The following is a 23,728-nucleotide window of genomic DNA, read 5'->3' as shown; positions in this document are numbered from 1 at the left end:
GCCCGCGCCCGCGATGTTAACCAGCACAAGTGCAGAACGAGGGCGCGTGATGTTTGTTGTGCTGAAAACCTCCTGGCCCCTGCTTCTGGGTATCATGCTCCTGATGGTCGGAAACGGCATCCAGGGCACCCTTCTGGGCCTGCGTGGGGCGCTCGAAGGGTTTACGACCTTCGAGATGTCGGTGGTCATGTCGGCCTATTTCGTGGGCTTTCTCGGCGGCTCGCGCGCCGCGCCGGAACTGATCCGGCGGGTCGGCCACGTGCGGGTCTTCGCCGCGCTCGGCAGTCTGATCTCGGCGGTGCTGGTGCTCTATCCGGTGGCAACCGATCCGATATCCTGGACGGTGCTGCGGGTGGTGATCGGGTTCTGTTTCTCCGGCGTCTACGTCACCGCCGAAAGCTGGCTGAACAACGCCGCCACCAACGAAACCCGCGGGCAGTCGCTGTCGCTCTATATCCTGGTGCAGATGATCGGCATCATCGCGGCGCAGGGGCTGGTGTTGCTGGCCGATCCGGGCGGCTTCATCCTGTTCATCCTGCCCTCGGTGCTGGTTTCGATCGCGTTTGCGCCGATTCTTCTGTCGATCAACCCGACACCGGCCTTCGAGACCACCAAGCGCATGACGCTGGTGCAGTTGTTTCACAAATCTCCCCTCGGACTGGTCGGCGTGGCGCTGATCGGGGCGGTGTTCTCGGCCCAGTTCGGCATGGCGGCGGTGTTCGGCACCCAGGCGGGGCTAAGCGTGCCGCAACTGTCGCTGTTCATCTCGATGTTCTATGTCGGCGGGCTGGTGCTGCAATACCCGATCGGCTGGCTGTCCGACCGGATGGACCGGCGCCGGCTGATCAATTTCACCGCCGGGCTGGCGGCGCTGGCCGCCCTGGGGCCGGTGGTGCTGCCCGGCCTCTACCCGGCGCTGCTGGTCTCGGCGTTCCTGGTCGGCGGCATGACCAACCCGCTCTATGCGTTGCTGCTTGCGCATACCAACGACTTTCTCGAGGTCGAGGAAATGGCGGCCGCGTCGTCGGGGTTGATGTTCGTGAACGGCTTCGGCGCGATCGCCGGGCCAATCGTGACCGGCTGGGCGCTGGGGGTGTTCGGACCTTCGGGCTTTTTCCTGTATCTGTGCATGATCCTCGTCGTGCTGTTGGCCTACGGGATGTATCGCTCGACCCGGCGGCCGTCGCCCACTGTCGACGAGACCGTGACCTATGCGCCGGTCCTGCAATCCTCGTCGCCCGTGGCCGTCGACATGGCCCAGGAGCTTTACGTTGAAGCGGTCGAAGAGGCAGCCGAGGAGGCGGCGGACGATGACCCCGACCGCGCCGACAGTGAAGACGAAGACGCGGCAAATCCGCAACGGACCGCGCAGCACGAATAATATCGCTTGATGGGCTATTGCACTTTTGCAACCTTGGACCTGCCCGACCCATAGTGAGGCAGAAGGAGGGCGATATGACAACACCGCAAGAGGTGCTTGCATTCTGGATCGACGAGGTGGGGCCGGAGGGCTGGTACAAGTCCGACCCGGCGCTGGACGACGAGATCCGGTCGAGGTTCCTGGACACGTGGCAGAAGGCCAAGGCCGGCGGTCTGACCAGCTGGATGTCGAACGCGCCGGATGTGCTGGCCTATGTGATCCTGACCGACCAGTTCCCACGCAACATGTTTCGCGGCGAGGGCATGGCGTTCTCAACCGACAAGGCGGCGTTGGCGGCTGCGAAATGCGCCATCGACAAGGGTTGGGACATGCGCATCGACGAGCCGCAGCGGCAGTTCTTCTATCTGCCGCTCATGCACTCGGAAAGCCAGATGGATCAGGACCGCTGCGTGCGCCTGATGCTGACGCGGATGCCCAAGGGCGGTCGCAGCAAACTGCTGCATGCCAAGGCACACCGCGAGGTGATCCGGCGATTCGGGCGTTTCCCCTATCGCAACGCGGCGCTGTCGCGCACCGACACGTCACCGGAACAGGCGTTTCACAAGGCCGGCGGCTACGGCGCGCTTGTGCGGGAATTGCAGGCCTGATCCGTCAGGGCGACACGCCAGCGACGTGACCGTCGATCACCAGCATGTTCAGCGGAACCGGCGCAAGCCTGTAGTCGCCGGCCAGGATGCGGTCGATCAGACCGGGGTCGGATGCGAATACGTAACTCGTGAAGTCGTCCTCGGAGCGAAGGAACGCGGTGCCGGCATGGGCGGTCGCTTCCACCGCCCCGTTGAACAGCGTGAAATACAGAACCTCATCGCCTGGGCTGAGCGGCATGAAATCGGCCACCACCGCGACACAACCCGGCGCCCCGCCCGGAGTGGTCTCGCCACAGCGCTCGGTCAGTATCTCGAGCAGGTAGTGGGTCATGTTCCGGTCGCCGTCAAACAACCCCTCCGGCAGGACGGCACCCTCGGGGCGCACCGCCAGAAGGTTGCGCAATCCTTCTATCTGCCGGGGCATCGCCTCGCCCTCGAGGCTGCGCAGGTATTCGTGACGCGACCCGGCGGCGTCGAACAGGGCGAGGTGGCGCGCAAGGTCGGGGTCGCTTTCGTCGCGCAACCTGTCCAGGGCCCGGGCTCCGGCGCGGCCCCAGTCATGCCCCAACGTCCACAGGTCCAGCCCCGCCGCGTCGATCTCGCCCGCCTGGTAGCGGGCCAGTTGCGCATTTGCGCTGATCCGCTCGGCATTCAGGAGCGGGCTGAGCCATAGGGCGGCGGTGGCAATCAGCATCAGCGCCAGCCAGACATTGGCCTGCCGGATATGGCCCTGCCAGCCTTTGCCACGCAGCACCGACACGCCGTAGGCCAGCCCATAGGCCAGCGTCACCGCCGCCGCCGTGGCCGCTGCCAACCGGGGCGGGGTCCAGCCATACTGGTTCACCCGCACCATCACCGCCCAGGCCGCCATCGCCCCCAGCACCGGCAGGATCAGGGCAGTGAGGCGCGCCGACCAGACCAGCACCGCCGCGCGGGCCGCCCGGGTGTCGTCGCGGTCCAGCGTCACGGTGATCAGGGTCGCCGCCGCGATCGCCATCGCCATCAAGGTGGCCGCCGCCGAGATGCCGCCGAACAAACGTGACAACCCGTTGATCGGTGCGGCGATCAGGAACACCACGCTGACCGCCAGCACGACCGGCAACAGAAGGCGCATCAGGCGCAACACCAGGTCAGGCCGGATCAGCCCGCGAAGCTCGAAGCTGACCGCCATCGACAGGCCCAGTGCCACCCCGGTCACGCCCCAGGGGACGCCGTCGATGTCGATCAGCCGCTCGATCAGGTCGATCCCGACCAGCCCGAGCACCTGGTCCGACAACAGGATCACGCCCCAGACCACGCCGGTAAAGGCCCAGGCCACGAGGTAGCGGACGACGGTTTCCCAGGCGTAGGTGAACAACGCGGGAAAATCGCGCCAGCCTTCGTCCGGGCGGGCGGCGGCAATCAGGAACGGCAGGGGCAGGGCGACCAGCAGGCTGTAGGCGGCCAGCCCATGCCCGGCGGACAGGAAATCCTCGGCATCGGCAAAGCGAAAACTGGCCCAGGTCACGAGGCCAGAGGACAGCGCCGCGACCGCCCCCGAGGCGATGACCGCGCGCCCCAGCTCGACCGGGCCGATGGCCGCCAGCAACAGCGCGAAGAAGCCGCCGACCAGGCTGGCCAGCGTCAGAACCAGCCGGGTGTTGTCGCTGCGGTCGGGCAACTCGACCAGCAGCACGTAAAGCGTCACGCCCGCCGCCGCCCCGACCAGCGCCAGCGTCACCCGCCGTGAGACATCGCCAGCGTCCTGTGAATGTGCCATGATCGCATTGCCCCGCCACCTGATGCCCCAACCTAGGGGGCGTCGGGCGGCCCGGCAAGCGGCGCGGAGATGCCCGGGTTGCGTGCAGATCAAGGCGGTCGTCACGCAGCACGGTTGAAGCGGAAAAAAGAATGGTTTAAGGCTCAACTACTTTTTCATGGAGGCTTGAATGGCCGAAAAGACCTTTGACGTAATCGTTGTCGGCGCGGGGCCCGGCGGCTATGTGGCGGCGATCCGCGCAGCGCAGCTTGGCCAGAAGGTCGCGATCGTCGAGCGTGAAAACCTCGGCGGCATCTGCCTCAACTGGGGCTGCATCCCGACCAAGGCGCTGCTCAGGTCGGCCGAGGTCTTTCACCTGATGGAGCGGGCCAAGGATTTCGGACTCAAGGCCGACAAGATCGGCTTCGATCTGGACGCCGTGGTCAAGCGTTCGCGCGATGTGGCCGGGCAGTTGTCGGGCGGCATCGGCCACCTGATGAAGAAGAACAAGATCACCGTGGTGATGGGCGAGGCGACGTTGCCGGCCAAGGGCAAGGTCTCGGTCAAGACCGACAAGGGCACCGAAGAGCTTGCGGCGAAGGACATCGTCCTGGCCACCGGCGCGCGGGCGCGCGAATTGCCGGGGCTCGAGGCCGACGGCGATCTGGTCTGGACCTATCGCCACGCGCTGAAGCCACCACGGATGCCCAAGAAGCTTCTGGTCATCGGCTCGGGTGCCATCGGCATCGAGTTTGCCAGCTTTTTCAACACGCTGGGCGCCGACACGACGGTGGTCGAGGTGCTGGACCGGGTGTTGCCGGTCGAGGATGCCGAGATTTCCGCCTTCGCGAAAAAGCAGTTCGTCAAACAGGGCATGACGATCATGGAGAAATCCACGGTCAAGAAACTCGACCGCGCCAAGGGCAAGGTGACGGCGCATATCGAATCGGGCGGCAAGACCGAGAAACTCGACTTCGACACGGTAATCTCGGCGGTCGGCATCGTCGGCAACGTCGAGGGGCTGGGGCTCGAGGCGCTTGGCGTCAAACTCGACCGCAGCCATGTCGTGACCGACGAATACTGCCGCACGGGCGTCGACGGGCTCTATGCCATCGGCGACATCGCCGCCCCGCCCTGGCTTGCCCACAAGGCCAGCCACGAGGGCGTGATGGTGGCCGAATTGATCGCGGGGCAGAAGCCGCACCCGGTCAAGCCCGAATCAATCGCCGGCTGCACCTATTGCCAGCCGCAGATCGCCAGCGTCGGCTATACCGAGGCCAAGGCGAAAGAGCTTGGCTATGACATCAAGGTCGGGCGCTTCCCGTTCATCGGCAACGGCAAGGCCATCGCGCTTGGCGAGGCCGAGGGCATGGTGAAAACCGTGTTCGACGCCAAGACCGGCGAGCTTCTGGGCGCGCATATGGTCGGGGCCGAGGTCACGGAACTGATCCAGGGCTACATCGTCGGGCGCACGCTCGAGACCACCGAGGAAGAGCTGATGAACACGGTGTTCCCGCACCCGACCCTGTCGGAAATGATGCACGAAAGTGTCCTCGACGCCTATGGGCGGGTGATTCACATGTGACCGCTGCCATGCGGAAATGACAAAGGAAAACCCCGCGACCGGATGTGGCCGCGGGGTTTTTTCTTGCCCGATGGGGGAGATGTCAGGCGCGAACGATGCTGCCACCGGCCATCTGCCAGTGACCCAGCCCGCCGATGTTGTGCACCTCGTCAAAGCCCATCTGCCGGAACACCTGCGCCGCCATCGACGAACGCGCACCTGAGGCGCAGTAGATCGCCACCGGCTTGGAGGTGTCGAGGTCGGGATGAAAGTCGGGCGAGCGTGGATCGGCCTGCATGCGGATCACCGCCAGCGGGATATGCACCGCGCCTTCGGCCTTGCCGGTCATCGACAATTCGTTGTGGTCGCGCACGTCGACCACGGTGATCGCGCCGTCCTTGGCCAGCTCGACGGCCTCTTGCGGCGATAGTTTCGAAGCGGTGGCCTGACGGCCCATCATGAAGTTCAGCATCTGTCTTCCTTGTGGTGTGTTCTGGTCGAACGGGCGCGGGCCTGCGGCCACACCCTTTTGGCGTTGCGGAGATAATATTCAAGAATTGGAATATTTCAAGATCGGATCGCCCGCCCACGTTCACGAAATTGCGACCGGGGGCGGGCAGGGGCCATTCGTCCCGGACTATTCCACGATGATGGTCCGGCGCGCGATGATCGTGGCGGGCGTGCCCATCATGACATAGCGCAGCTCGTAAGTGCCCGGCACGGCCGGCATCTGCAACACGGCTGGCGAGCCGTCGCTTGCATAGGCGTAATCCGTGTATCTGCTGGGCTTTTCGTCAGGCTGGGCGATGGACAGGTAATCGCGCGGATAGCCGGGACCGTCCCAGGTGACCTCGACGCTGCTGCCGGCTGCGGCACTGGCGGGGGCGTCGAGGCTGGCGGTCACCACAATCACGTCGATCATCGTGGTGCCGATGATCCGTTGGGGCGTGCCGTGCTGCACATAGCGCAATTCGTAGGCACCCGGTTCGGCCGGCGCCGACAGCTTGAGGGGATTACCTCCGCGGACGTATTCGTAGGTCGCGTAGCGGTTCACATCCTCATCGGGGCCGGCGACCGAGATGAAGTCCCTGTCGCCCCCGGGCCCGTCCCACGTCACCTCGAACGTGCTGCCCACCGGAATGCTGGCGGGCACGTCGAGCGTGGCGCTGACCGGCGTGACCTCCAGCGTGGCCATTGCGATCACCGTGTCCGGGCTTCCGTCCTGCACATAGCGCAGCACGTAGCGGCCGGGCGTGGTTGGCACATCCAGAACGGCAGGGTTGCCGCTGCGGGCGTATTCAAAGCTCACGTGGCGGTTCGGAGCCGCGTCCGGGTCGGCGATGGTGATGTAGTCGCGATCTCCGCCCGGCCCGGTCCAGTCGACCCGCAGCTTGCTGCCCGCGGGCGCGCTGCCGGGTGCGTCGAGCGATGCGGTGACCTCGGTCACTTCCAGCGTGGCCGTGGCAAGCACCGTGTCCGGGCTGCCATCCTGCACATAGCGCACCTCGTAGCGGCCCGGCGTGGTCGGCACCTTCAACTGGGCCGGGTTGCCGCTGCGGGCGTATTCAAAGCTCACGTGGCGGTTCGGGGCCGCATCCGGGTCGGCAATCGTGATGTAGTCGCGATCTCCACCCGGCCCGGTCCAGTCGATCCGCAGGTTGCTGCCCGCGGGCGCGCTGTCGGGTGCGACCAGCGTGGCGGTGACCTCGGTCACTTCCAGTGTCGCCGTGGCGATCACAGTGTCGGGGCTTCCGTTCAGCACGTAACGCACCTCGTATCGGCCCGGCGTGGTCGGCACCTTCAGCTTGGCCGGGTTGCCGCTGCGGGTGTATTCAAAGCTCATGTGGCGGTTCGGGGCCGCATCAGGGTCGGCAATCGTGATGTAGTCGCGCTCACCGCCCGGCCCGGTCCAGTCGACCGTGATGATGGCGCCCGCTGCGATGCTTGTCGGGGCCGACAGCGTGGCATCCACCGCCTCGATGCGGATCGCCTGACGGACCAGCACCTTGTCGGGGCTGCCATTGGCGACGTAGCGCAGTTCGTAATCGCCCGGCGCGGTCGGCATCTGCACTTTCGCCGGGTTGCCGCTGGCCGTGTAGGCGTAGGCGACATAGCGGTTTGCATCCGCATCCGGCTCGGCGATGGCGACATAGTCGCGGGCATTGTCGGGCCCGTCCCAGCCGATCGCGAGCGTGCTGCCAGCGGGAGCTGTGGCCGGAGCGTCGAGAGTCGCGCCGACCTCGGTGACACGGATCGCGCGGCGGGCCAGCACCACGTCGGGTGAGGAGTTTGCGATGTAGCGCAGTTCGTATTCCCCCGGCTCGAGCGGGGCCGCAAAGCGCGCCGGGTTGCCGTTGCCGGTGTAGGCATAGGCGAGATATCGGTTGGCAGCGGCATCCGGGTCGGCCACCGCGACATAGTCACGGTCGTAATCCGGCCCGTCCCAGGTCACGCTGATGGTGCTGCCGGCCGCGATGGTCTCGACCGCGTCGAGCGTGGCGGTGACCGGCGTCAACGTGATCGGCACCCGTGCCAGCACGGTGCGGTCCTGCCCCAGCACATAGCGGATCTCGTAACCGCCCGCGCCCATCGGCAGTGTCAGCTTCAGCGGGCTTCCTTCGCGGGTGTAGGTATAGGCGTCATATTTGTTGTCGGGGGCATCCACCGCCGCGATCGAGATATAGTCGTTCTTGCCGTCCGGTCCTTCCCAGCTGATCTTGATCGTCGCGCCTTCCGGCGCGGTCTCGGGCGCGGTGACGGAGATCGAGGTCTCCACGACATCGAACAGCGCGCGCGCGGCGACATGGCGCGAGGCACCCAGCACATAGCGAAGCTCGTAGGTGCCCGGCATGGCCGGCATGACGATCGGGGCCGGGTCGCCGGCGCTGGTGTAGGCATAGGTTTCGTATTTGCCCGCCTCGTCCTCGGGGCGCGCGATGGTGAGGTAATCGCCTTCGTAATCCGGCCCGGTCCATCCGGCGCGGGCCTCGGTGCCGATCACGGCGCCGTCGGGCGGGGTCAGGGTGATGTCGAGCGGCGTGACCTCGATCTGACGCCGCGCCAGCACCTTGGGCGGGCTGGAATTGAGGACATAGCGGATTTCGAAGATGCCGTCCTCAGGCGGCATCCGCACCATAACAACCCCGTCCTCGGTGTCGCGGGTATAGCCGTAGTGGTAATATTCGCCGTCATGCATGTCGAGGTTGGACGACGAGAGGTAGTCGCCTTCTCCGTCCGGCCCGCTCCAGCGCACCGGCACCAGCGATCCGGCGGGCGCCGAGGCGGGGGCGTCGAGGGTGGCGTCGGGCACCATTTCGGGCAGGGCGATGGTCACGACCTTGCCGCCGGTCTCGTCGCCGGTGACGGTGAACATCGCCTCGCCGACCGCTTCGTCGGCAATGCGCAACACTTCGGCAAGGCCCGAACCCGGCAGCAGGTCGAGCGACGGGCTGGCGTCCTGACCGTTCTTGATCAGCGCGCCGTCGGACTGTGTGCCGATGTTCCAGATCAGCCCGGAGGCAATCACCGGACCACCGTCGCCATCGGTGGCCTGGAAGGTCACCGCGACCGGTGCGGCCGGTTCGGGTTCGGCCACCACGGCCAGGGCCTCGGCCAGTTCGGCGGCGTTGGCGGCGGTGCGAAACTGCCCGCCGGTTTCCTCGGCCAGGCATTGCAGCTGCGCCAGCGCCGCGGGGTCAGCGACGTCAAAGCCGATCACGTGGGCGGTGAAGTTGACGCCGGTCTCTTCGAGCATCCGGCCAACCGCGCAGGGATCGCGCTCGCAGGTCTCGATTCCGTCCGAGACGAGGATCACCGTCGCGACCTCTTCGGAGAAGCGCAGCGCCTCGGCGGCCTGGATCACCGCATCCGACAGCGGCGTCTTGCCCTTGGGGTTGATCGCGTTGACCGCCGCCGCGATGGCGGCCCGGTCGGTGCCCGGTTCGATCAGCAGTTCGATGTCCGAACAATCGCCCTTGCGCCGGTGGCCATAGCTCATCAGACCCAGTTCCTGATCCGCGGGCAGGGTGCCCAGAAGCTCGCCGATCACCTCGCGCGCGATCACGATCTTGTTCACACCGTCGATCTGGCCCCACATCGAACCCGATCCGTCGAGCACCAGGATCGCGCGGGGCGAATCCTGTGCGGTGGCTGCGGTGGTGGGAAGGATCAGAGAAACAAGGGCGATGAGCAGAATGCGCAGCATTGGAAGCCTCGGAATACAGGTGAACAACGCGCGCATACTAACCGGTTTTTCGCAAATCCAAAGCGTTGCGCGGCCCGGGCGAAAGTTCGCGTTTCGTTCCCATTTTCCGATTGGCGGCGCTGGCGCGATGGCGTATCAACGTGAGGTCATCGGAGGTGGCGATGCCGGAACAGAAGTTCATCGAAGTCCGCGGCGCGCGGGAGCATAATCTGAAATCGGTCGACGTGGACATTCCGCGCGACCGGCTGGTGGTGATCACCGGTCTGTCGGGGTCGGGGAAATCCTCGCTGGCCTTCGACACGATCTATGCCGAGGGGCAGCGGCGCTATGTCGAAAGCCTGTCGGCCTATGCCCGCCAGTTCCTCGACATGATGCAGAAGCCGGACGTGGATCATATCTCGGGGCTCAGCCCCGCGATTTCCATCGAGCAGAAGACCACGTCCAAGAACCCGCGCTCCACGGTCGGCACGGTCACCGAGATCTACGACTACATGCGCCTGTTGTTCGCGCGTGCCGGCACGCCCTATTCGCCGGCCACCGGCGTGCCCATCGAGGCTCAACAGGTGCAGGACATGGTCGACCGGGTGATGGCGATGGAGGAGGGCACGCGCGCCTATCTGCTGGCCCCGATCATCCGCGACCGCAAGGGCGAATACCGCAAGGAATTCGCCGAACTGCGCAAACAGGGCTTTCAGCGCGTCAAGGTCGACGGCGGGTTTTACGAGCTGGAAGACCCGCCCAAGCTGGAAAAGAACTTCCGCCACGACATCGACGTGGTGGTCGACAGGATCGTGGTGCGCGAGGGGCTTGAGACGCGGCTGGCCGACAGTTTCCGCACCGCGCTGGACCTCGCCGATGGCATCGCGGTGCTCGAGACCGCGCCCAGACCCGAGGACGGCGAGCCGGAGCGCTTCACCTTTTCCGAGAATTTCGCCTGTCCGGTGTCGGGTTTCACCATCCCCGAGATCGAGCCCAGGCTGTTTTCCTTCAACGCGCCCTTCGGGGCCTGTCCCGATTGCGACGGGCTGGGGGTGGAGCTGTTCTTTGACGAGCGCCTGGTGGTGCCCGATGTGACGCTCAAGGTCTATGACGGCGCGCTGGCGCCCTGGCGCAAGGGCAAGTCGCCCTACTTCCTGCAAACCATCGAGTCGATCGCCAAGCACTACGAGTTCGACCGCAACACGCCGTGGAAAGACCTGCCGGAGCATGTGCAGCAGGTGTTCCTGCGCGGATCGGGCACCGAGGAAATCCGCTTTCGCTTTGACGAGGGCGGGCGGGTCTACGAGGTGACGCGACCCTTCGAAGGCGTGATCCCCAACATGGAGCGGCGCTACCGCGAGACCGATTCGAACTGGATTCGCGAGGAATTCGAGCGCTACCAGAACAACCGGCCCTGCGGCACCTGCCACGGCTACCGGCTTCGGCCCGAGGCGCTGGCGGTGAAGATCGCCGGGCTGCATGTCGGACAGGTGGTGCAGATGTCGATCCGCGAGGCGCATGACTGGTGCCGCACCGTGCCCGAGCATCTGAGCGACCAGAAAAACGAGATCGCCCGCGCCATCCTCAAGGAGATCCGCGAACGCCTCGGCTTTCTGAACAACGTGGGGCTGGAATACCTGACCCTCAGCCGCAACGCCGGCACCCTGTCGGGCGGCGAAAGCCAGCGCATCCGGCTGGCCAGCCAGATCGGGTCGGGGCTGACCGGGGTGCTCTACGTTCTGGACGAACCCTCGATCGGGCTGCACCAGCGTGACAACGGCAGGTTGCTCGACACGCTCAAGAACCTGCGCGACCAGGGCAATACGGTGATCGTGGTCGAACATGACGAAGAGGCGATCCGCGAGGCCGACTATGTCTTTGACATCGGTCCCGGCGCGGGTGTGCACGGCGGGCGGATCGTGTCGCACGGCACGCCGGACGAGATTGCCGCCGACCCGGCCTCGCTGACCGGGCAATACCTGTCGGGTCAGCGCGAGATTCCGGTGCCCGCCACGCGGCGGTCCGGCAACGGCAAGTCGGTCGAAGTGCGCAAGGCCACCGGCAACAACCTCAAGGAGGTCACCGCCGAGTTTCCGTTGGGCAAGTTCGTCTGCGTCACCGGCGTATCCGGCGGCGGCAAGTCGACCCTGACCATCGAGACCCTGTTCAAGACCGCCTCGATGGCCCTGAACGGCGCGCGCCAGACCCCTGCGCCGTGCGAGACGGTGCGCGGGCTCGAGCATCTCGACAAGGTGATCGACATCGACCAGCGCCCGATCGGCCGCACGCCGCGCTCCAACCCCGCCACCTACACCGGTGCCTTCACCCCGATCCGCGACTGGTTCGCGGGTCTGCCGGAATCCAAGGCCCGCGGCTACAAGCCGGGGCGGTTTTCCTTCAACGTCAAGGGCGGGCGCTGCGAGGCCTGCCAGGGCGACGGCGTCATCAAGATCGAGATGCATTTCCTGCCCGATGTCTATGTCGAATGCGAGACCTGCCGGGGTCAGCGCTATAACCGCGAAACGCTGGAAATCCGCTTCAAAGGCAAGTCGATAGCCGACGTTCTTGATATGACGGTCGAAGATGCGCAGACGTTTTTCCAGGCGGTGCCGTCGATCCGTGAAAAGATGGATGCGCTGATGCGGGTGGGGCTGGGCTATATCAAGGTGGGCCAGCAGGCGACGACGCTGTCGGGCGGTGAGGCGCAGCGCGTCAAGCTGTCGAAGGAATTGTCCAAACGCGCCACCGGGCGGACGCTCTATATTCTCGACGAGCCGACCACGGGCCTGCATTTCGAGGATGTGAAGAAACTTCTTGAAGTGCTGCATGAACTTGTCGACGCAGGCAATTCGGTGGTGGTGATCGAGCACAATCTCGACGTGATCAAGACCGCCGACTGGATCATCGACATCGGCCCCGAGGGCGGCGATGGCGGCGGGCGGATCGTGGCCACCGGCACCCCCGAAGACGTGGCGGCGGTCGAGACCAGCCACACCGGGCGCTACCTCAAACATATGCTCGACCCCCGGCGCGCGGCGGCGGAATGACCCGCCCGGTCCTGGGCGTTCTGGCGGTGGTGGTCGAGGGCACGCGGGTGCTGCTGGTGCAGCGCGGCAAGGAACCCGACAAGGGGCTTTGGGGCTATCCCGGCGGGCATGTCGAGAACGGCGAGACGCTGGAAGAGGCGGCGCTGCGGGAGTTGGATGAGGAAACCGGGATCGTTGCGCGCGCGGACGGCCAGTTGGCGACCTTCGACTTGATCCGGCGCGACGAGGCGGGCGCGGTCACGCGCCACTATGTGCTGGTCGCGGTGCGCTGCCGCCATGTCTCGGGCGACCCCGTGGCCGCCGACGATGCCGCCGACGCGCGCTGGGTCGCAACCGCGGACGTGTTCGCCCATCGCCTGCCGATGAGCGCCAATGTCGACACGCTGCTCGCGCGCGCCCTTGACCATGATGGCAAAGCCGGATCACGATAGGCGGGGATCAGCCGCTTCACGGAGGCCAGACATGCGAAAACGCCCGACCATCGGACTTGCCCTGGGGTCCGGGGGTGCGCGGGGGTGGTGCCATATCGGGGTGATCCGGGGGCTTGAGGAAATCGGCGTGCGCCCGGACGTGGTGGCCGGCACCTCGATGGGCGCGCTGGTGGGTGCGGCCTATGCCGGCGGCAGGCTCGACGCGCTTGAAGACTGGGTGAAAAACCTGACGCCGCCGGGATTTCTCAAACTGATGGATGTCTCGCTGCGCTCGGGTGGGCTGGTCGAGGCGCGCCAGATCGAGGTGATGCTGAAGGATATCGGACTGCCCGACCAGATCGAGGAACTGAAGCGTCCCTTCACCGCCGTCGCCACCGACATGCAGACCGGGCGGGAAATCTGGCTGGACCGGGGGCCGACCTATCCGGCGGTGCGCGGCTCGGTCGGAATACCGGGGGTGATGAGCCCACTGAAATACGAGGGACGATGGCTGCTGGATGGCGGGCTGACCAACCCGGTGCCGGTGTCGCCCTTGCGCGCGATGGGGGCCGAGGTTCTGATCGCGGTCAACCCGAATGCCAAGGCCCGCGGCCGGATCTGGCGCCCGAAAGAGCCCAAGCCGCGCAGCGACAACTGGATCACCTCGGTGATGCCGGACGGGCTGCGCGAGACCCTCGGGATCGGCTCGGAGTCCGACCCGCCAGAGGCCAAACCGGGCTATTTCGATGTTCTGAGCGCCGCCATAGACGTGATGACCGAAACCATCGCCCGCGCCCGCATGGCGGGCGAGCCGCCGGATGTTCTGCTCAATGCAGGCTTTACCGATCTGACGGTGCTGGAGCTTTACCGCGGCGCCGAGGCGATCGCAGAAGGCAAGCGTATCGTCAAGGCGCAGGCGGACCGGATTCGCGAGATCTGCGAAGTCTGAACCGCGATCCGGGGACTGGGACGCTGCCCCCGGACCGCATGCCCTGATCGCCCCGGCCAGGTGGCCGGGGCACGGGACCTCAGCCGTCGAAATCGACTTCCTGGGTCAGCCGCAGCGCCTCGGGGCGCAGGTGCGACAGGTCCATCAGGTCGATATTGTCGGGCGTGAAGCTGCCCCAGCCGGCGACCAGGTCGGACGGCTCGACCTCGGCCGAGACCGGGTATTCGTGGTTGGCCGCCGCATAGATCGCCTGTGCCGCGGGCGAGGTCAGGTATTCCATGAAGGCCAGCGCCTCGTCGGGGTTGGGCGCATGCGCGGTCATCGCCACGCCCGAGATGTTCACATGCGTGCCGCCGCCTTCGAACGTCGGGAACACGATGCGCACGCTTTCGGCCCAGGCGCGCTGTTCCTCGTCCTCGAGCATCTTGCCCATGTAATAGGTGTTGCCCAGCGCGATATCGCATTCCCCGGCCCAGACCGACTTGATCTGCGCCCGGTCATTGCCCTGCGGCTTCTTGGCCAGGTTGGCCTTCACGCCGGCCAGCCAATCGCGGGTGAATTCCTCGTCGTGATGCGCCAGCATCGCCGCAGTCAGGGTGGTGTTGTAGGCATGCGTCCCCGGGCGGGTGCAGATGCGGCCCTTCCATTTGGGGTCGGCGAGGTCTTCGTAGGTGGTGACTTCCCCATCCGCGACGCGCTCGTTGGAGGCGTAGACGATGCGCGCGCGCGAGGTCAGGCCGAACCAGTGATTGTCGGGATCGCGGAACTCGGCCGGCACGTTGGCCTCGAGCACGTCGCTCTCGACCGGCTGGGTGACGCCGGCGGCGACGGCATCGGCCAGGTGCTGCACGTCCGCGGTCAGGATGACATCGGCGGGCGTGCGCTTGCCCTCGGCCAGCAGACGCTCGGTCAGGCCCTGGTTCAGAAAGGCGATATTGACCGCGATGCCGGTTTCTTCGGTGAAGGCATCGACCAGCGGCTGGATCAGCTCGGGCTGGCGGTAGGAATAGACGTTCACATCGGCCAGCGCGGGCAGGGCGGTGGATGCTGCCAGCAGAACGGCGAGCGGGAAGGTCTTGGTCATGATGACTCCTGTTCGGTTGCGTGAGGCGTTTTAAATCTGAGTGTTTTACTCAGGTCAAGCCCCATGATGCGGCAACTTCTTTCGAATCCGTCGATTTCAGACATTTGCCAAGCGCCCCCGGTCCTGTAAGTTGCCCGAAATGCAGATGGTTCAGGCGGGCAGGCGGGCAGGGGCAGCATGGGCGCAACAATTCTCGGGTTCTGCCGATTCTCGTTCTTCGGGCCGAGCGATACCAAGATCGACTATTCCGACCGCGACGAGGCTCACCGCACGCTCTATGCGCCCGAGCGTATGGAGACACGCTTTGAGTTATTCGAGAACCTGATGCTGCCCGGCGTCGCGGCCCAGACCGACAAGGATTTCCGCCTGGTCGTGGTGACCTCGTCGACCATGCCTGCACCTTACCGCGCAAGGCTGGCAGACGTCGTCGCGGGCATTCCCCAGATCGAACTGGTGGTGTCCGAGGAAACCCGGCTGGCGCATGTGCTGCGCCCCTACGTGTCGGACCCGGAGGTTGCGGGGCAGGGGTTGTTGCAGTTTCGCTGCGACGACGACGATGGCATGTCGCGCCACTACATCGCGCGGCTGCGCCGCTGGCTTCCGGCGCTGCGCGACCGGATGATCGTGACCTTCCCGCGCGGGCTGATGCTCTATCGTGACGGCAAGGGGCCGCAACTGCACCCGATGTATCGCAACCTGACCGGGGCGGGCTATGCCCATTACACCGCCGGACCCACGACGAAAAACGTGTTCGGCTATTCCCATATCAACTCGGGACGGCGCTTTCCCTTCATTTCGGACCCCGGGTTTTCGTCCTACATCCAGTCCTTCACCGCGACCTCCGACACCGCGTTTCGGGCCGAGCGCAAGATCCGCCAGTTCCAGAAGGCCACCGGCATCGAGACCGGGCCAAGGGCCGCGAAATTCGTCGAAGAAGCCCTGGCGGACGATTTCAATTACCTGTCCGAAGACGGGCTGAAGCAGCTTTTGTTGCGCGCCGAAGGGGCGTCCGTCGGGGCCTGACCGCGCCTAGCCCGCGCGTTCCGCCGCCTTCTCGGCCTCCCAAAGCGCATCCATTTCGGCCAGGTCGGAGTCCTCTGGCCGCTTGCCCATCGCCGCCAGCCGCCGCTCGATCCCCTCGAAACGGCGGGTGAACTTGGCGTTGGCACGGCGCAGGGCCGCCTCGGGGTCGACATCGAGATGGCGCGCGACATTGGCCAGCACGAACAACAGATCGCCGATTTCCTCGCTCAGCGCCTCGGGAGAGAGCCGATCGCGCGCCTCGACCACCTCGCGCGCCTCCTCGGCCACCTTGTCGAGCACCTGGCCCACGTCCGGCCAGTCGAACCCGACCCGTGCGGCGCGCTTTTGCAGCTTCACCGCGCGCATCAGCGCGGGCAACCCCACCGCGACGCCGTCAAGCACGCCGTCCTGCAGCTTGTCGGCACGCTCGGCCGCCTTGATCGTCTCCCAATCCGCGACCTGCTGATCGGCAGACTTTTCGCGGGATTCGTCGCCGAACACGTGCGGATGGCGGGCGACCATCTTGTCGGACATGGTGTCGGCCACCTCGTCGAAGGTGAACAGCCCCGCCTCCTCGGCCATCTGTGCGTGAAAGACCGACTGGAACAGAAGATCGCCCAATTCGCCCTTCAGCTCGTCCCAGGCCTCGCGCTCGATCGCGTCGGCGACCTCGTAGGCCTCCTCGATCGTGTAGGGCGCGATGGTGGCGAAGGTCTGTTCAACATCCCAGGGGCAGCCGGTTTCGGGATCGCGCAGGCGACGCATGATCTCGACCAGGCGCGGCATCCCGCCGTTGGGGTCGTGCACCGGGTCATTGGGAGTATTCGCCATTGCACTCGCCTTTGGTTTGGGAAACTCTCACCGGGATAGAAAAACCGCGCGAAAGTCACAACCCCATGCCCGTCATCAACCGCATCGCCGATTACGCCGCCGACATGAAGACCTGGCGGCGCTGGCTGCACGCCCACCCGGAACTCAAGCTCGATTGCCATGAAACGGCGGCCTTCGTCGCCGCGCGCCTGCGCGAATTCGGGGTGGACGAGGTGCACGAGGGCATCGCGACCAGCGGCATCGTCGCGATCATCGAGGGGCAGGGCGAGGGGCCGACCATCGGGCTGCGCGCCGACATGGACGCGCTGCCGATGGACGAGACCACGGGGCTGGAGCATGCTTCGACTGTGCCGGGGCGGATGCACGCCTGCGGCCATGACGGCCACACCACGATGCTGCTGGGTGCGGCGCGCTACCTGGCCGAGACGCGGCGATTTTCGGGCCGGGTCGCGCTGATCTTCCAGCCCGCCGAAGAGGATATGGGCGGTGCGCGCATCATGGTCGAGGAAGGCATCATGGACCGGTTCGGGATTTCCGAGGTCTATGCGCTGCACAACGGCCCTGACCGCGATCCGGGCGCGTTTTTCACCCAGACCGGCCCGATCATGGCCGCGGTCGACACCTTTCGCATCCAGATCAAGGGCAAGGGCGGGCATGGCGCCTATCCGCACGATACCGTCGATCCGGTGGTGGCCGCGGTGGGAATTGCCCAGACGATCCAGACCATTGTCAGCCGCAACCACGACGCGCGCCGCGACCTGGTGGTTTCGGTCACGCAGATCCACACCGGCAGCGCCGACAACGTGATTCCCGACACCGCGTTCGTCGGCGGCACCGTGCGCACCTTCGAGCCCGAGGTGCGCGACATGGTCGAGCGGCGCATGGCCGAGATCGTGGCCGGGCAGGCGGCAAGCTACGGGGTCGAGGCAGTGCTCGACTACGATCGCGGCTACCCGGCGACGGTGAACCACCCGGCCCAGGTCGAAAAGGCCGCCCGCGTCGCGCGCGAGGTGGCGGGCGAGGCGAACGTGACCACCGAGCAGGGGCGCGAGATGGGGGCCGAGGATTTCTCGTACATGCTCGAGGCCCGGCCCGGCGCCTACCTGTTCATCGGCCAGGGCGAAAGCGCCGGGCTGCACCACCCCGACTACGATTTCAACGACGACATCGCCCCGGTCGGGGCGAGTTTCTTTGCCCGGCTGGTCGAGACCAACCAGCCGCTGTAGGCACGGCTTTTCCGAAAGCTCCTGGCCTTTGAAGGAGAACACATGGCGCTCGAAGACGCGAAAACCCAGGTCGACACCGCGATCACGCGAAAGGGGCTGAAAGGCCCGAGTTTCGAGAACACCTTTGGCGGCGTCGCCAGCTTTCTGCGTCGGACCCTGACCAAGGATCTGACGGATGCCGATATCGCGGTCACCGGCGTGCCGTTCGACCAGTCGGTGACCAACCGCCCCGGCACACGCCTCGGCCCGCGCGCGATCCGCGAAGCCTCGGCGCTGCAAAGCCCCGATGCGCCCTATGGCTGGGGCTATGATGTGATGAGCGACTTTGCCATCGCGGACTACGGCGATCTGGCTTTTGATTATGCCGATGTGGCGGCGTTTCCGGCAGTGCTGGAGGCGCATATCGCGGGCATCCTCGCGCAGGATTGCGCGGCTGTGACGCTGGGGGGCGATCATTCGATCACGCTGCCGATCCTGCGCGCTCACGTGGCGAAACACGGACCCCTTGGCCTGATCCAGTTCGACGCCCACACCGACAGCTGGCCCGACGACGACCCGGCCAGGATCGACCACGGCACCTTTGTCTACAAGGCGGTCAAGGAGGGGTTGATCGACCCGGCGCGTTCGATCCAGATCGGCATCCGCACCACCAACGACGACCCCTTGGGCATCGCCATTATCGACGCGCCCGAGGTGCACCGGCTTGGCCCCGACCTGGTGGCGGCCCGCATCAAGGAGGTTGTCGGCACCGGACCAGCTTACCTGACCTTCGACATCGACGCGCTCGACCCGGCCTTTGCCCCCGGCACCGGCACGCCGGTCTGGGGCGGGCTGACCTCGGCGCAGGCCGCGGCAATCCTGCGCGGCATCGCCGGCGTCAACCTGGTGGGCGGCGACGTGGTCGAAGTGTCGCCGCCGTTCGACACCTCGGGGGCCACGGCCATCGCCGGGGCGCATGTGGCGGTCGAGATCCTGTGCCTGTGGGGCTGGACGCGGCGCTGACGCGTCTACTCACACCTCAGCCAATCGGACACGAACCCGTCGCGGATCACGTAGATGCCGTAGTCATGCGCCATCAACATCAGCCGTTCGCGCGCCGTCTCGCCCTCGCCGCTGCATTCGGCATCGTAGAGCGTGGCGTTCATGTCGCGCACCTCGACCGGATCGGTCAGGGTGCAGGTGTTCTCGACCCCGATCAGCTTGTCGCCCTGAACCGCGACCGCGCCGCCGTCCATGCCCAACGAGGTGCAATCCCAGCTTGCCGCGAAGTCGTAGTTGGGCCTGAACATCCCGTCATAGGGCGTGGCGCTGGCCGTGGCGGGCAGGGCACAGGTCAGGGCAAGAGCAATGATTCGGCGCATGGGATTGATCCTCGTGGGCGTTTTCGGTGTATCGGAAGTATAGGGATGCCGAGGAAAGGGCCAAGATGCTTGCAAAAATCCTGATCATTCTCGTGGTTCTGTTCGTCCTGGCGCAGGCCTATATCCGCCTCGCGCCGCTTCCTGCCGACCGCCTGAGCGACAAGCCCGGCCCGATGCAGCCCGGCACCCACAAGCTTGCCGGCGGGGTAAAGGTGGTGCGCCCGCTGGCCGAATTGCCACCCGATGCCCTGGGTCGGCTCATCACCATCGCCGAGGCGACACCGCGCACCCGGCGGATTGGCACAGGCGCCGACCCGGCCGTGTTCGTCACGCGCACCCGGTTCTGGGGGTTTCCCGATATCAACGTAATCTGGACCGAGGGCGACACCCTGCACATCCACGCGCATCTGGTGATCGGCGGCTCAGATCTCGGCGTCAACGCCGCCCGTGTCACCGGCTGGCTGGAGCAACTCGGGGACGGCGCTTGAGATGCATGAACGCCCGGTGTCGCGCCAGATCGGGACGTTGAGGCTCATCTCGCAGCGCGCGATGAACGCGCGTCCGTCGACGAACAGGCAGATTTCCTGGTTCAGGTCCACCCGGCCGCCGGTGCTGTCGGTGCAATAGCAGTCGATCACCTTGCCGCCGGGGCCGATGACATCGGCCAGCACCGGCGTGGCAAGACAGGTCAGGATCAACAGCAGTCCACGCATGGGGCCAGTATACACCCTCTGCGGGACTTGACCAAATCCCGGCGATGGGCGACGAGACTGCATGGTTCCTTTGGACAAACTCAACGCGATCACCGAACGCTTTCAGTATCTGGAAGCGAAGATGGCGCAGGGGCTATCGGGCGACGAGATCGCGCGAATTGGCCGTGAATATGCCGCGCTCAAACCCGTGGTCGACGAGATCGAGAGCTACCGCGACCTGATCCGCGACCTGGACGAGGCCGAGGCGATGCTGGACGACCCCGAGATGCGCGCGCTGGCCGAAGACGAGGTGTCGCGGCTGCGCGCCCGACTGCCCGAGGCGGAACGGGCGATGCGGCTGGTTCTTCTGCCCAAGGACGAGGCCGATGCGCGCCCGGCGATCATGGAAATCCGCCCCGGCACCGGCGGCGAGGAGGCGGCGCTCTTCGCGGGCGATCTCTTGCGCATGTATCAACGCTACTCCGAGGCACGCGGCTGGAGCTTCGAGATCGTCGAAGAGCAGTTGACCGAGCTTGGCGGGGTCAAGGAACTGGTCGCCCATATCAAGGGCGAGAACGTCTTTGCCCGGCTGAAATACGAAAGCGGCGTCCACCGTGTGCAGCGTGTGCCAGAGACCGAATCGGGCGGGCGCATCCATACCTCGGCGGCAACCGTCGCGGTGCTGCCCGAGGCCGAGGACGTCGATATCCAGATCGACCCCGGCGACATCCGCATCGACACGATGCGCGCCTCAGGTGCCGGGGGGCAGCACGTCAACACCACCGATTCCGCGGTGCGGATCACGCATTTGCCGTCGGGCATCGTGGTGACCAGCTCCGAGAAAAGCCAGCACCGAAATCGCGAGATCGCGATGCAGGTGCTCAAGACCCGGCTTTACGATCTCGAACGCCAGCGCGCCCATGACGAACGCGCCGCCAGCCGCAAAAGCCAGGTCGGATCGGGCGACAGGTCCGAGCGCATCCGAACCTACAACTTTCCGCAGGGCCGCCTGACCGATCACCGGATCGGGCTGACGCTCTACAAGCTCGACCAGGTCATGACGGGCGATCTGGACGACATCGTCGATGCGCTGACCGAACACGACCAGGCGCAGATGCTGGCGGAGATCGAGGCGTGACCATCGCCACGGCACTGGCGCGGGCCACCGAGCGGCTGGAGGCGGCGGGGATCGTGGCGGCCGGGCACGATGCACGCATCCTTCTGGCCGAGGCGCTGCGGGTGGAGCGGATGCGGCTGGCGCTGGAGCCCGAGCGCAACCTGTCGGGGGCGGAACAGGCGATGTTCGACGTGCTCGTCGCCCGCCGCCTGGCCCGCGAACCGGTGTCGCGTATCGTCGGGCGGCGGCTGTTCTGGGATCGGATGTTCACCATCACCGCCGATGTGCTCGACCCGCGCCCCGAGACCGAGGTCCTGATCACCACGGCGCTGGAGGGGGCTGCGCCCGAGCGGTTCCTCGATCTCGGCACCGGGTCGGGCATCATCGCCGTGTCGCTGCTGGCCGAATGGCCCGGGGCCAGTGCCGTCGCGACTGATCTGTCGCCCTCGGCTCTCAAGGTGGCGCGGGCCAACGCCGAGGCGCATGGCGTCGCCGACCGGCTGACGCTGCTCGAAAGCGACTGGTTCGCGGCGGTCGACGGGCGGTTCGACCTTATCGTGTCGAACCCGCCCTATATCGCGGCCAAGGAACTGGCGCTCTTGGCGCCCGAAGTGCGCGACCACGATCCGGCGATGGCGCTGACCCCGGGCGGCGACGGCTTTTCCGCCTACCACGCGATCACCGAGGGCGCGGCCGAGCACCTGACACCGGGCGGACGGCTGATCGTCGAGATCGGCGCGCGGCAGGGCAACAAGGTCGCGGCGATCTTCAAACGCGCCGGGTTTGAGCGGGTGCGGGTGCGCCAGGACTTCGACCGGCGCGACCGCGTCGTTTCTGGGATTCGGCCCTGACACGCCCTTGCGCGCCCGGAAAGGCAGAAAGTCGCCGCTTTGGCGCGGATTTTGCACCACGCCTGCGCAGAAAATGGCAGAATCGCGCGAATTTGGCTTGTCACCCGCCCGGCTGCGTGGTTAGTCAGGGCAGCGACAGAGTGCAGTCTCTGATTGCCTGTCGCACCAAGCCATAAAGACGGACCGTTACAATCAGATCGCGCAGAGCGCGCGCCGGTCCGTAGAAGCCAGAAGCAAGGCTGGAACCAAAAGCTTATGAGATCACCCAAATCACGTTCGCGCGGCAAGTCGAACCGTGGTCGTTCGCCGGCCAACAACGTCAACCGGGTCTTCGACTCGTCCGGTCCGGAGGGCAAAGTGCGCGGCACGCCGCAGCAGATCATCGACAAGTATCTGCAGCTCTCGCGCGATGCGACGCTCGGCAACGACCGCGTGGCGGCCGAGAACTTCATGCAGCATGCCGAACACTACGTTCGGCTTCTGGCCGAGGCGCAGCGCGACGCCGACGAAAAGCGCCTGCAGTCCGAACAGCAGAACCGCGACCGCCAGCAACAGCAGCAAAAGCAGCGCGACTCTCAGGAACAGCCCGACGCACCGCGCGAGGACAAGCGCGCCAATGACGCGGCAGGCGATGACAGCCGGTCCGCCCAGGACACATCAGGCAGTGCCGACGTTGTCGGCGACGCGCCCGAGAACGCCGACAGCGGCCTTGTCGAGACCCCCGAGATGAAGCCGAAGAAAACCCGCCGCCCGCGCAAGCCCAAGGCCACGCCCGAGGACGCGCCGCAGGATGCCACTAGCGAAGCCGGCGAGTAATCCGCGGAATCCCCGCTGTGAAAATGAAAAGGCCGCCCCGAACGGGCGGCCTTTGTCGTTGCGGATCTGGCGAGATGCTCAGGCCGCTTTCGACTTGAGGTATTCCAGCACGGTCTCCGGCGAGCTTTCGCCATAGGGGTCTTCTGGGTGGTTGTCGCAGCGCCCCGGCTCTTCGAACCAGGCCTCGATCACGCCGTCGTCGATCACCGCCGCATAGCGCCAGGAGCGCGGGCCGAACCCGAGGTTGGCCTTGTCGACCAGCATCCCCACGCGCCGGGTGAACTCGCCCGAACCGTCCGGGATCACCTTGACGTTTTCGAGGTTCTGCCCCTGCGCCCATTTGTTCATCACGAAGCTGTCGTTGACCGACATGCAGTAGATCTCGTCGATGCCGAGCTTGCGAAACGCGTCGGCGTTCTTCTCGAACCCCGGAAGCTGGTAGGTCGAGCAGGTCGGCGTAAACGCGCCCGGCAGCGAGAACAGCACCACGCGCTTGCCCTTGAAATAGTCGTCGCTGGTCATGTCCTGCCAGCGATACGGGTTGTCGCCGCCGATGCTTTCATCGCGGACACGGGTCTTGAAGGTCACTTCGGGGACGCGGACACCTACATGCATGGAATACCCCCTTTTGGTGGTTCTGGTTAACGTCGCCGGGCAGCCCCGGCACATGAGGTCGTTTAGAACAATTCCAGACAGGACACAATGCCACAGAACCCGGCTGCGCGGCATGCAGCAGGTGCAAGGCGGCGCGGCCCGAATGGCGATGACAGGCCTGTCGGAAAAGGATAATACAGGCGCCAACGGAGGA

General features: G+C 65.9%; 21 protein-coding genes. 13 read left to right on the top strand and 8 right to left on the bottom strand.

The window, feature by feature from the left end; translation table 11 throughout:
* Positions 1-49 precede the first annotated feature (49 nt).
* Together FVF75_RS07880 and FVF75_RS07875 are read left to right on the top strand one after the other, a co-directional pair.
* Positions 50-1,381, top strand: coding sequence for an MFS transporter (locus FVF75_RS07880; protein ID WP_148377432.1), 1,332 nt, complete (start codon positions 50-52; stop codon positions 1,379-1,381).
* Positions 1,382-1,455: 74 nt separating this feature from the next.
* Entirely contained in the window at positions 1,456-2,028 is a 573-nt protein-coding gene (locus FVF75_RS07875) for a DUF924 family protein (RefSeq protein WP_148377431.1), read from the top strand.
* 4 nt (positions 2,029-2,032) lie between these two features.
* Here the strand turns inward: FVF75_RS07875 and FVF75_RS07870 are convergent, their stop codons facing one another.
* Positions 2,033-3,787, bottom strand: a complete 1,755-nt coding sequence (locus FVF75_RS07870) for a DUF4153 domain-containing protein (RefSeq protein ID WP_148377430.1) — start codon at positions 3,785-3,787, stop codon at positions 2,033-2,035.
* Positions 3,788-3,956: 169 nt separating this feature from the next.
* Between FVF75_RS07870 and lpdA the strand changes: the two genes are divergently transcribed.
* Positions 3,957-5,351: a dihydrolipoyl dehydrogenase gene (lpdA, locus tag FVF75_RS07865; protein WP_148377429.1), complete on the top strand. Its 1,395-nt coding sequence runs from the start codon at positions 3,957-3,959 to the stop codon at positions 5,349-5,351.
* 82 nt (positions 5,352-5,433) lie between these two features.
* Here the strand turns inward: lpdA and FVF75_RS07860 are convergent, their stop codons facing one another.
* Positions 5,434-5,802, bottom strand: a complete 369-nt coding sequence (locus FVF75_RS07860) for a rhodanese-like domain-containing protein (RefSeq protein ID WP_246138033.1) — start codon at positions 5,800-5,802, stop codon at positions 5,434-5,436.
* Between the two features lie 165 nt (positions 5,803-5,967).
* Positions 5,968-9,534, bottom strand: a complete 3,567-nt coding sequence (locus tag FVF75_RS07855; protein ID WP_187393009.1) for a VWA domain-containing protein — start codon at positions 9,532-9,534, stop codon at positions 5,968-5,970.
* Between the two features lie 161 nt (positions 9,535-9,695).
* Between FVF75_RS07855 and uvrA the strand changes: the two genes are divergently transcribed.
* Genes uvrA through FVF75_RS07840 form a run of 3 tightly spaced genes read left to right on the top strand, consistent with a single transcriptional unit; the run spans position 9,696 to position 13,919 of the window.
* Positions 9,696-12,560, top strand: a complete 2,865-nt coding sequence (gene uvrA, locus FVF75_RS07850) for an excinuclease ABC subunit UvrA (protein WP_148377427.1) — start codon at positions 9,696-9,698, stop codon at positions 12,558-12,560.
* The gene (locus tag FVF75_RS07845) at positions 12,557-12,991 is read left to right on the top strand and encodes an NUDIX hydrolase (RefSeq protein WP_148377426.1); all 435 of its coding nucleotides are present in this window, start codon (positions 12,557-12,559) and stop codon (positions 12,989-12,991) included. The genes uvrA and FVF75_RS07845 overlap by 4 nt, the downstream gene beginning before the upstream one ends.
* Positions 12,992-13,022: 31 nt before the next feature.
* On the top strand, positions 13,023-13,919 hold the full coding sequence (locus FVF75_RS07840) for a patatin-like phospholipase family protein (protein WP_148377425.1): 897 nt from the start codon (positions 13,023-13,025) through the stop codon (positions 13,917-13,919).
* Positions 13,920-13,998: 79 nt separating this feature from the next.
* Here the strand turns inward: FVF75_RS07840 and FVF75_RS07835 are convergent, their stop codons facing one another.
* Complete coding sequence (locus FVF75_RS07835) at positions 13,999-15,006, bottom strand: Fe(3+) ABC transporter substrate-binding protein (protein ID WP_425463229.1); 1,008 nt, start codon at positions 15,004-15,006, stop codon at positions 13,999-14,001.
* Between the two features lie 174 nt (positions 15,007-15,180).
* Here FVF75_RS07835 and FVF75_RS07830 point away from each other — a divergent pair, with 174 nt between their 5' ends.
* On the top strand, positions 15,181-16,026 hold the full coding sequence (locus tag FVF75_RS07830; RefSeq protein ID WP_148377423.1) for a glycosyltransferase: 846 nt from the start codon (positions 15,181-15,183) through the stop codon (positions 16,024-16,026).
* Between the two features lie 6 nt (positions 16,027-16,032).
* Here the strand turns inward: FVF75_RS07830 and mazG are convergent, their stop codons facing one another.
* Positions 16,033-16,857, bottom strand: coding sequence for a nucleoside triphosphate pyrophosphohydrolase (gene mazG, locus FVF75_RS07825; RefSeq protein WP_148377422.1), 825 nt, complete (start codon positions 16,855-16,857; stop codon positions 16,033-16,035).
* Between the two features lie 65 nt (positions 16,858-16,922).
* Here mazG and FVF75_RS07820 point away from each other — a divergent pair, with 65 nt between their 5' ends.
* Positions 16,923-18,083 carry a M20 aminoacylase family protein gene (locus FVF75_RS07820; RefSeq protein WP_148377421.1) on the top strand — a complete coding sequence of 387 codons (1,161 nt, stop codon included), beginning with the start codon at positions 16,923-16,925 and terminating at the stop codon, positions 18,081-18,083.
* A gap of 42 nt (positions 18,084-18,125) precedes the next feature.
* Positions 18,126-19,085, top strand: coding sequence for an agmatinase (gene speB, locus FVF75_RS07815; protein ID WP_148377420.1), 960 nt, complete (start codon positions 18,126-18,128; stop codon positions 19,083-19,085).
* Positions 19,086-19,090: 5 nt separating this feature from the next.
* Here speB and FVF75_RS07810 read toward each other — a convergent pair whose 3' ends face one another.
* Positions 19,091-19,444: a hypothetical protein gene (locus FVF75_RS07810; protein WP_148377419.1), complete on the bottom strand. Its 354-nt coding sequence runs from the start codon at positions 19,442-19,444 to the stop codon at positions 19,091-19,093.
* Positions 19,445-19,509: 65 nt separating this feature from the next.
* On the opposite strand from FVF75_RS07810, the gene FVF75_RS07805 reads away from it, so the two are divergent.
* Positions 19,510-19,932: a DUF1499 domain-containing protein gene (locus tag FVF75_RS07805; RefSeq protein WP_148377418.1), complete on the top strand. Its 423-nt coding sequence runs from the start codon at positions 19,510-19,512 to the stop codon at positions 19,930-19,932.
* Here FVF75_RS07805 and FVF75_RS07800 read toward each other — a convergent pair.
* On the bottom strand, positions 19,867-20,157 hold the full coding sequence (locus FVF75_RS07800; RefSeq protein ID WP_148377417.1) for a hypothetical protein: 291 nt from the start codon (positions 20,155-20,157) through the stop codon (positions 19,867-19,869). The two genes, FVF75_RS07805 and FVF75_RS07800, sit on opposite strands and share 66 nt — an antisense overlap.
* 61 nt (positions 20,158-20,218) lie before the next feature.
* On the opposite strand from FVF75_RS07800, the gene prfA reads away from it, so the two are divergent.
* From prfA to FVF75_RS07785, 3 genes are all read left to right on the top strand, one after another.
* Complete coding sequence (prfA, locus tag FVF75_RS07795; RefSeq protein WP_148377416.1) at positions 20,219-21,274, top strand: peptide chain release factor 1; 1,056 nt, start codon at positions 20,219-20,221, stop codon at positions 21,272-21,274.
* Positions 21,271-22,104: a peptide chain release factor N(5)-glutamine methyltransferase gene (gene prmC / locus FVF75_RS07790; protein WP_148377415.1), complete on the top strand. Its 834-nt coding sequence runs from the start codon at positions 21,271-21,273 to the stop codon at positions 22,102-22,104. The genes prfA and prmC overlap by 4 nt, the downstream gene beginning before the upstream one ends.
* Positions 22,105-22,359: 255 nt before the next feature.
* Positions 22,360-22,920, top strand: coding sequence for a DUF4167 domain-containing protein (locus tag FVF75_RS07785; RefSeq protein WP_148377414.1), 561 nt, complete (start codon positions 22,360-22,362; stop codon positions 22,918-22,920).
* 78 nt (positions 22,921-22,998) lie between these two features.
* Here the strand turns inward: FVF75_RS07785 and FVF75_RS07780 are convergent, their stop codons facing one another.
* Complete coding sequence (locus FVF75_RS07780) at positions 22,999-23,535, bottom strand: peroxiredoxin (protein ID WP_148377413.1); 537 nt, start codon at positions 23,533-23,535, stop codon at positions 22,999-23,001.
* Positions 23,536-23,728 lie beyond the last annotated feature (193 nt).

The organism is Maritimibacter fusiformis (assembly GCF_008086115.1).
In the GTDB taxonomy this organism is placed as follows: Bacteria; Pseudomonadota; Alphaproteobacteria; order Rhodobacterales; family Rhodobacteraceae; genus Muriiphilus; species Muriiphilus fusiformis.
This window is presented reverse-complemented; position numbering and strand designations above follow the sequence as displayed.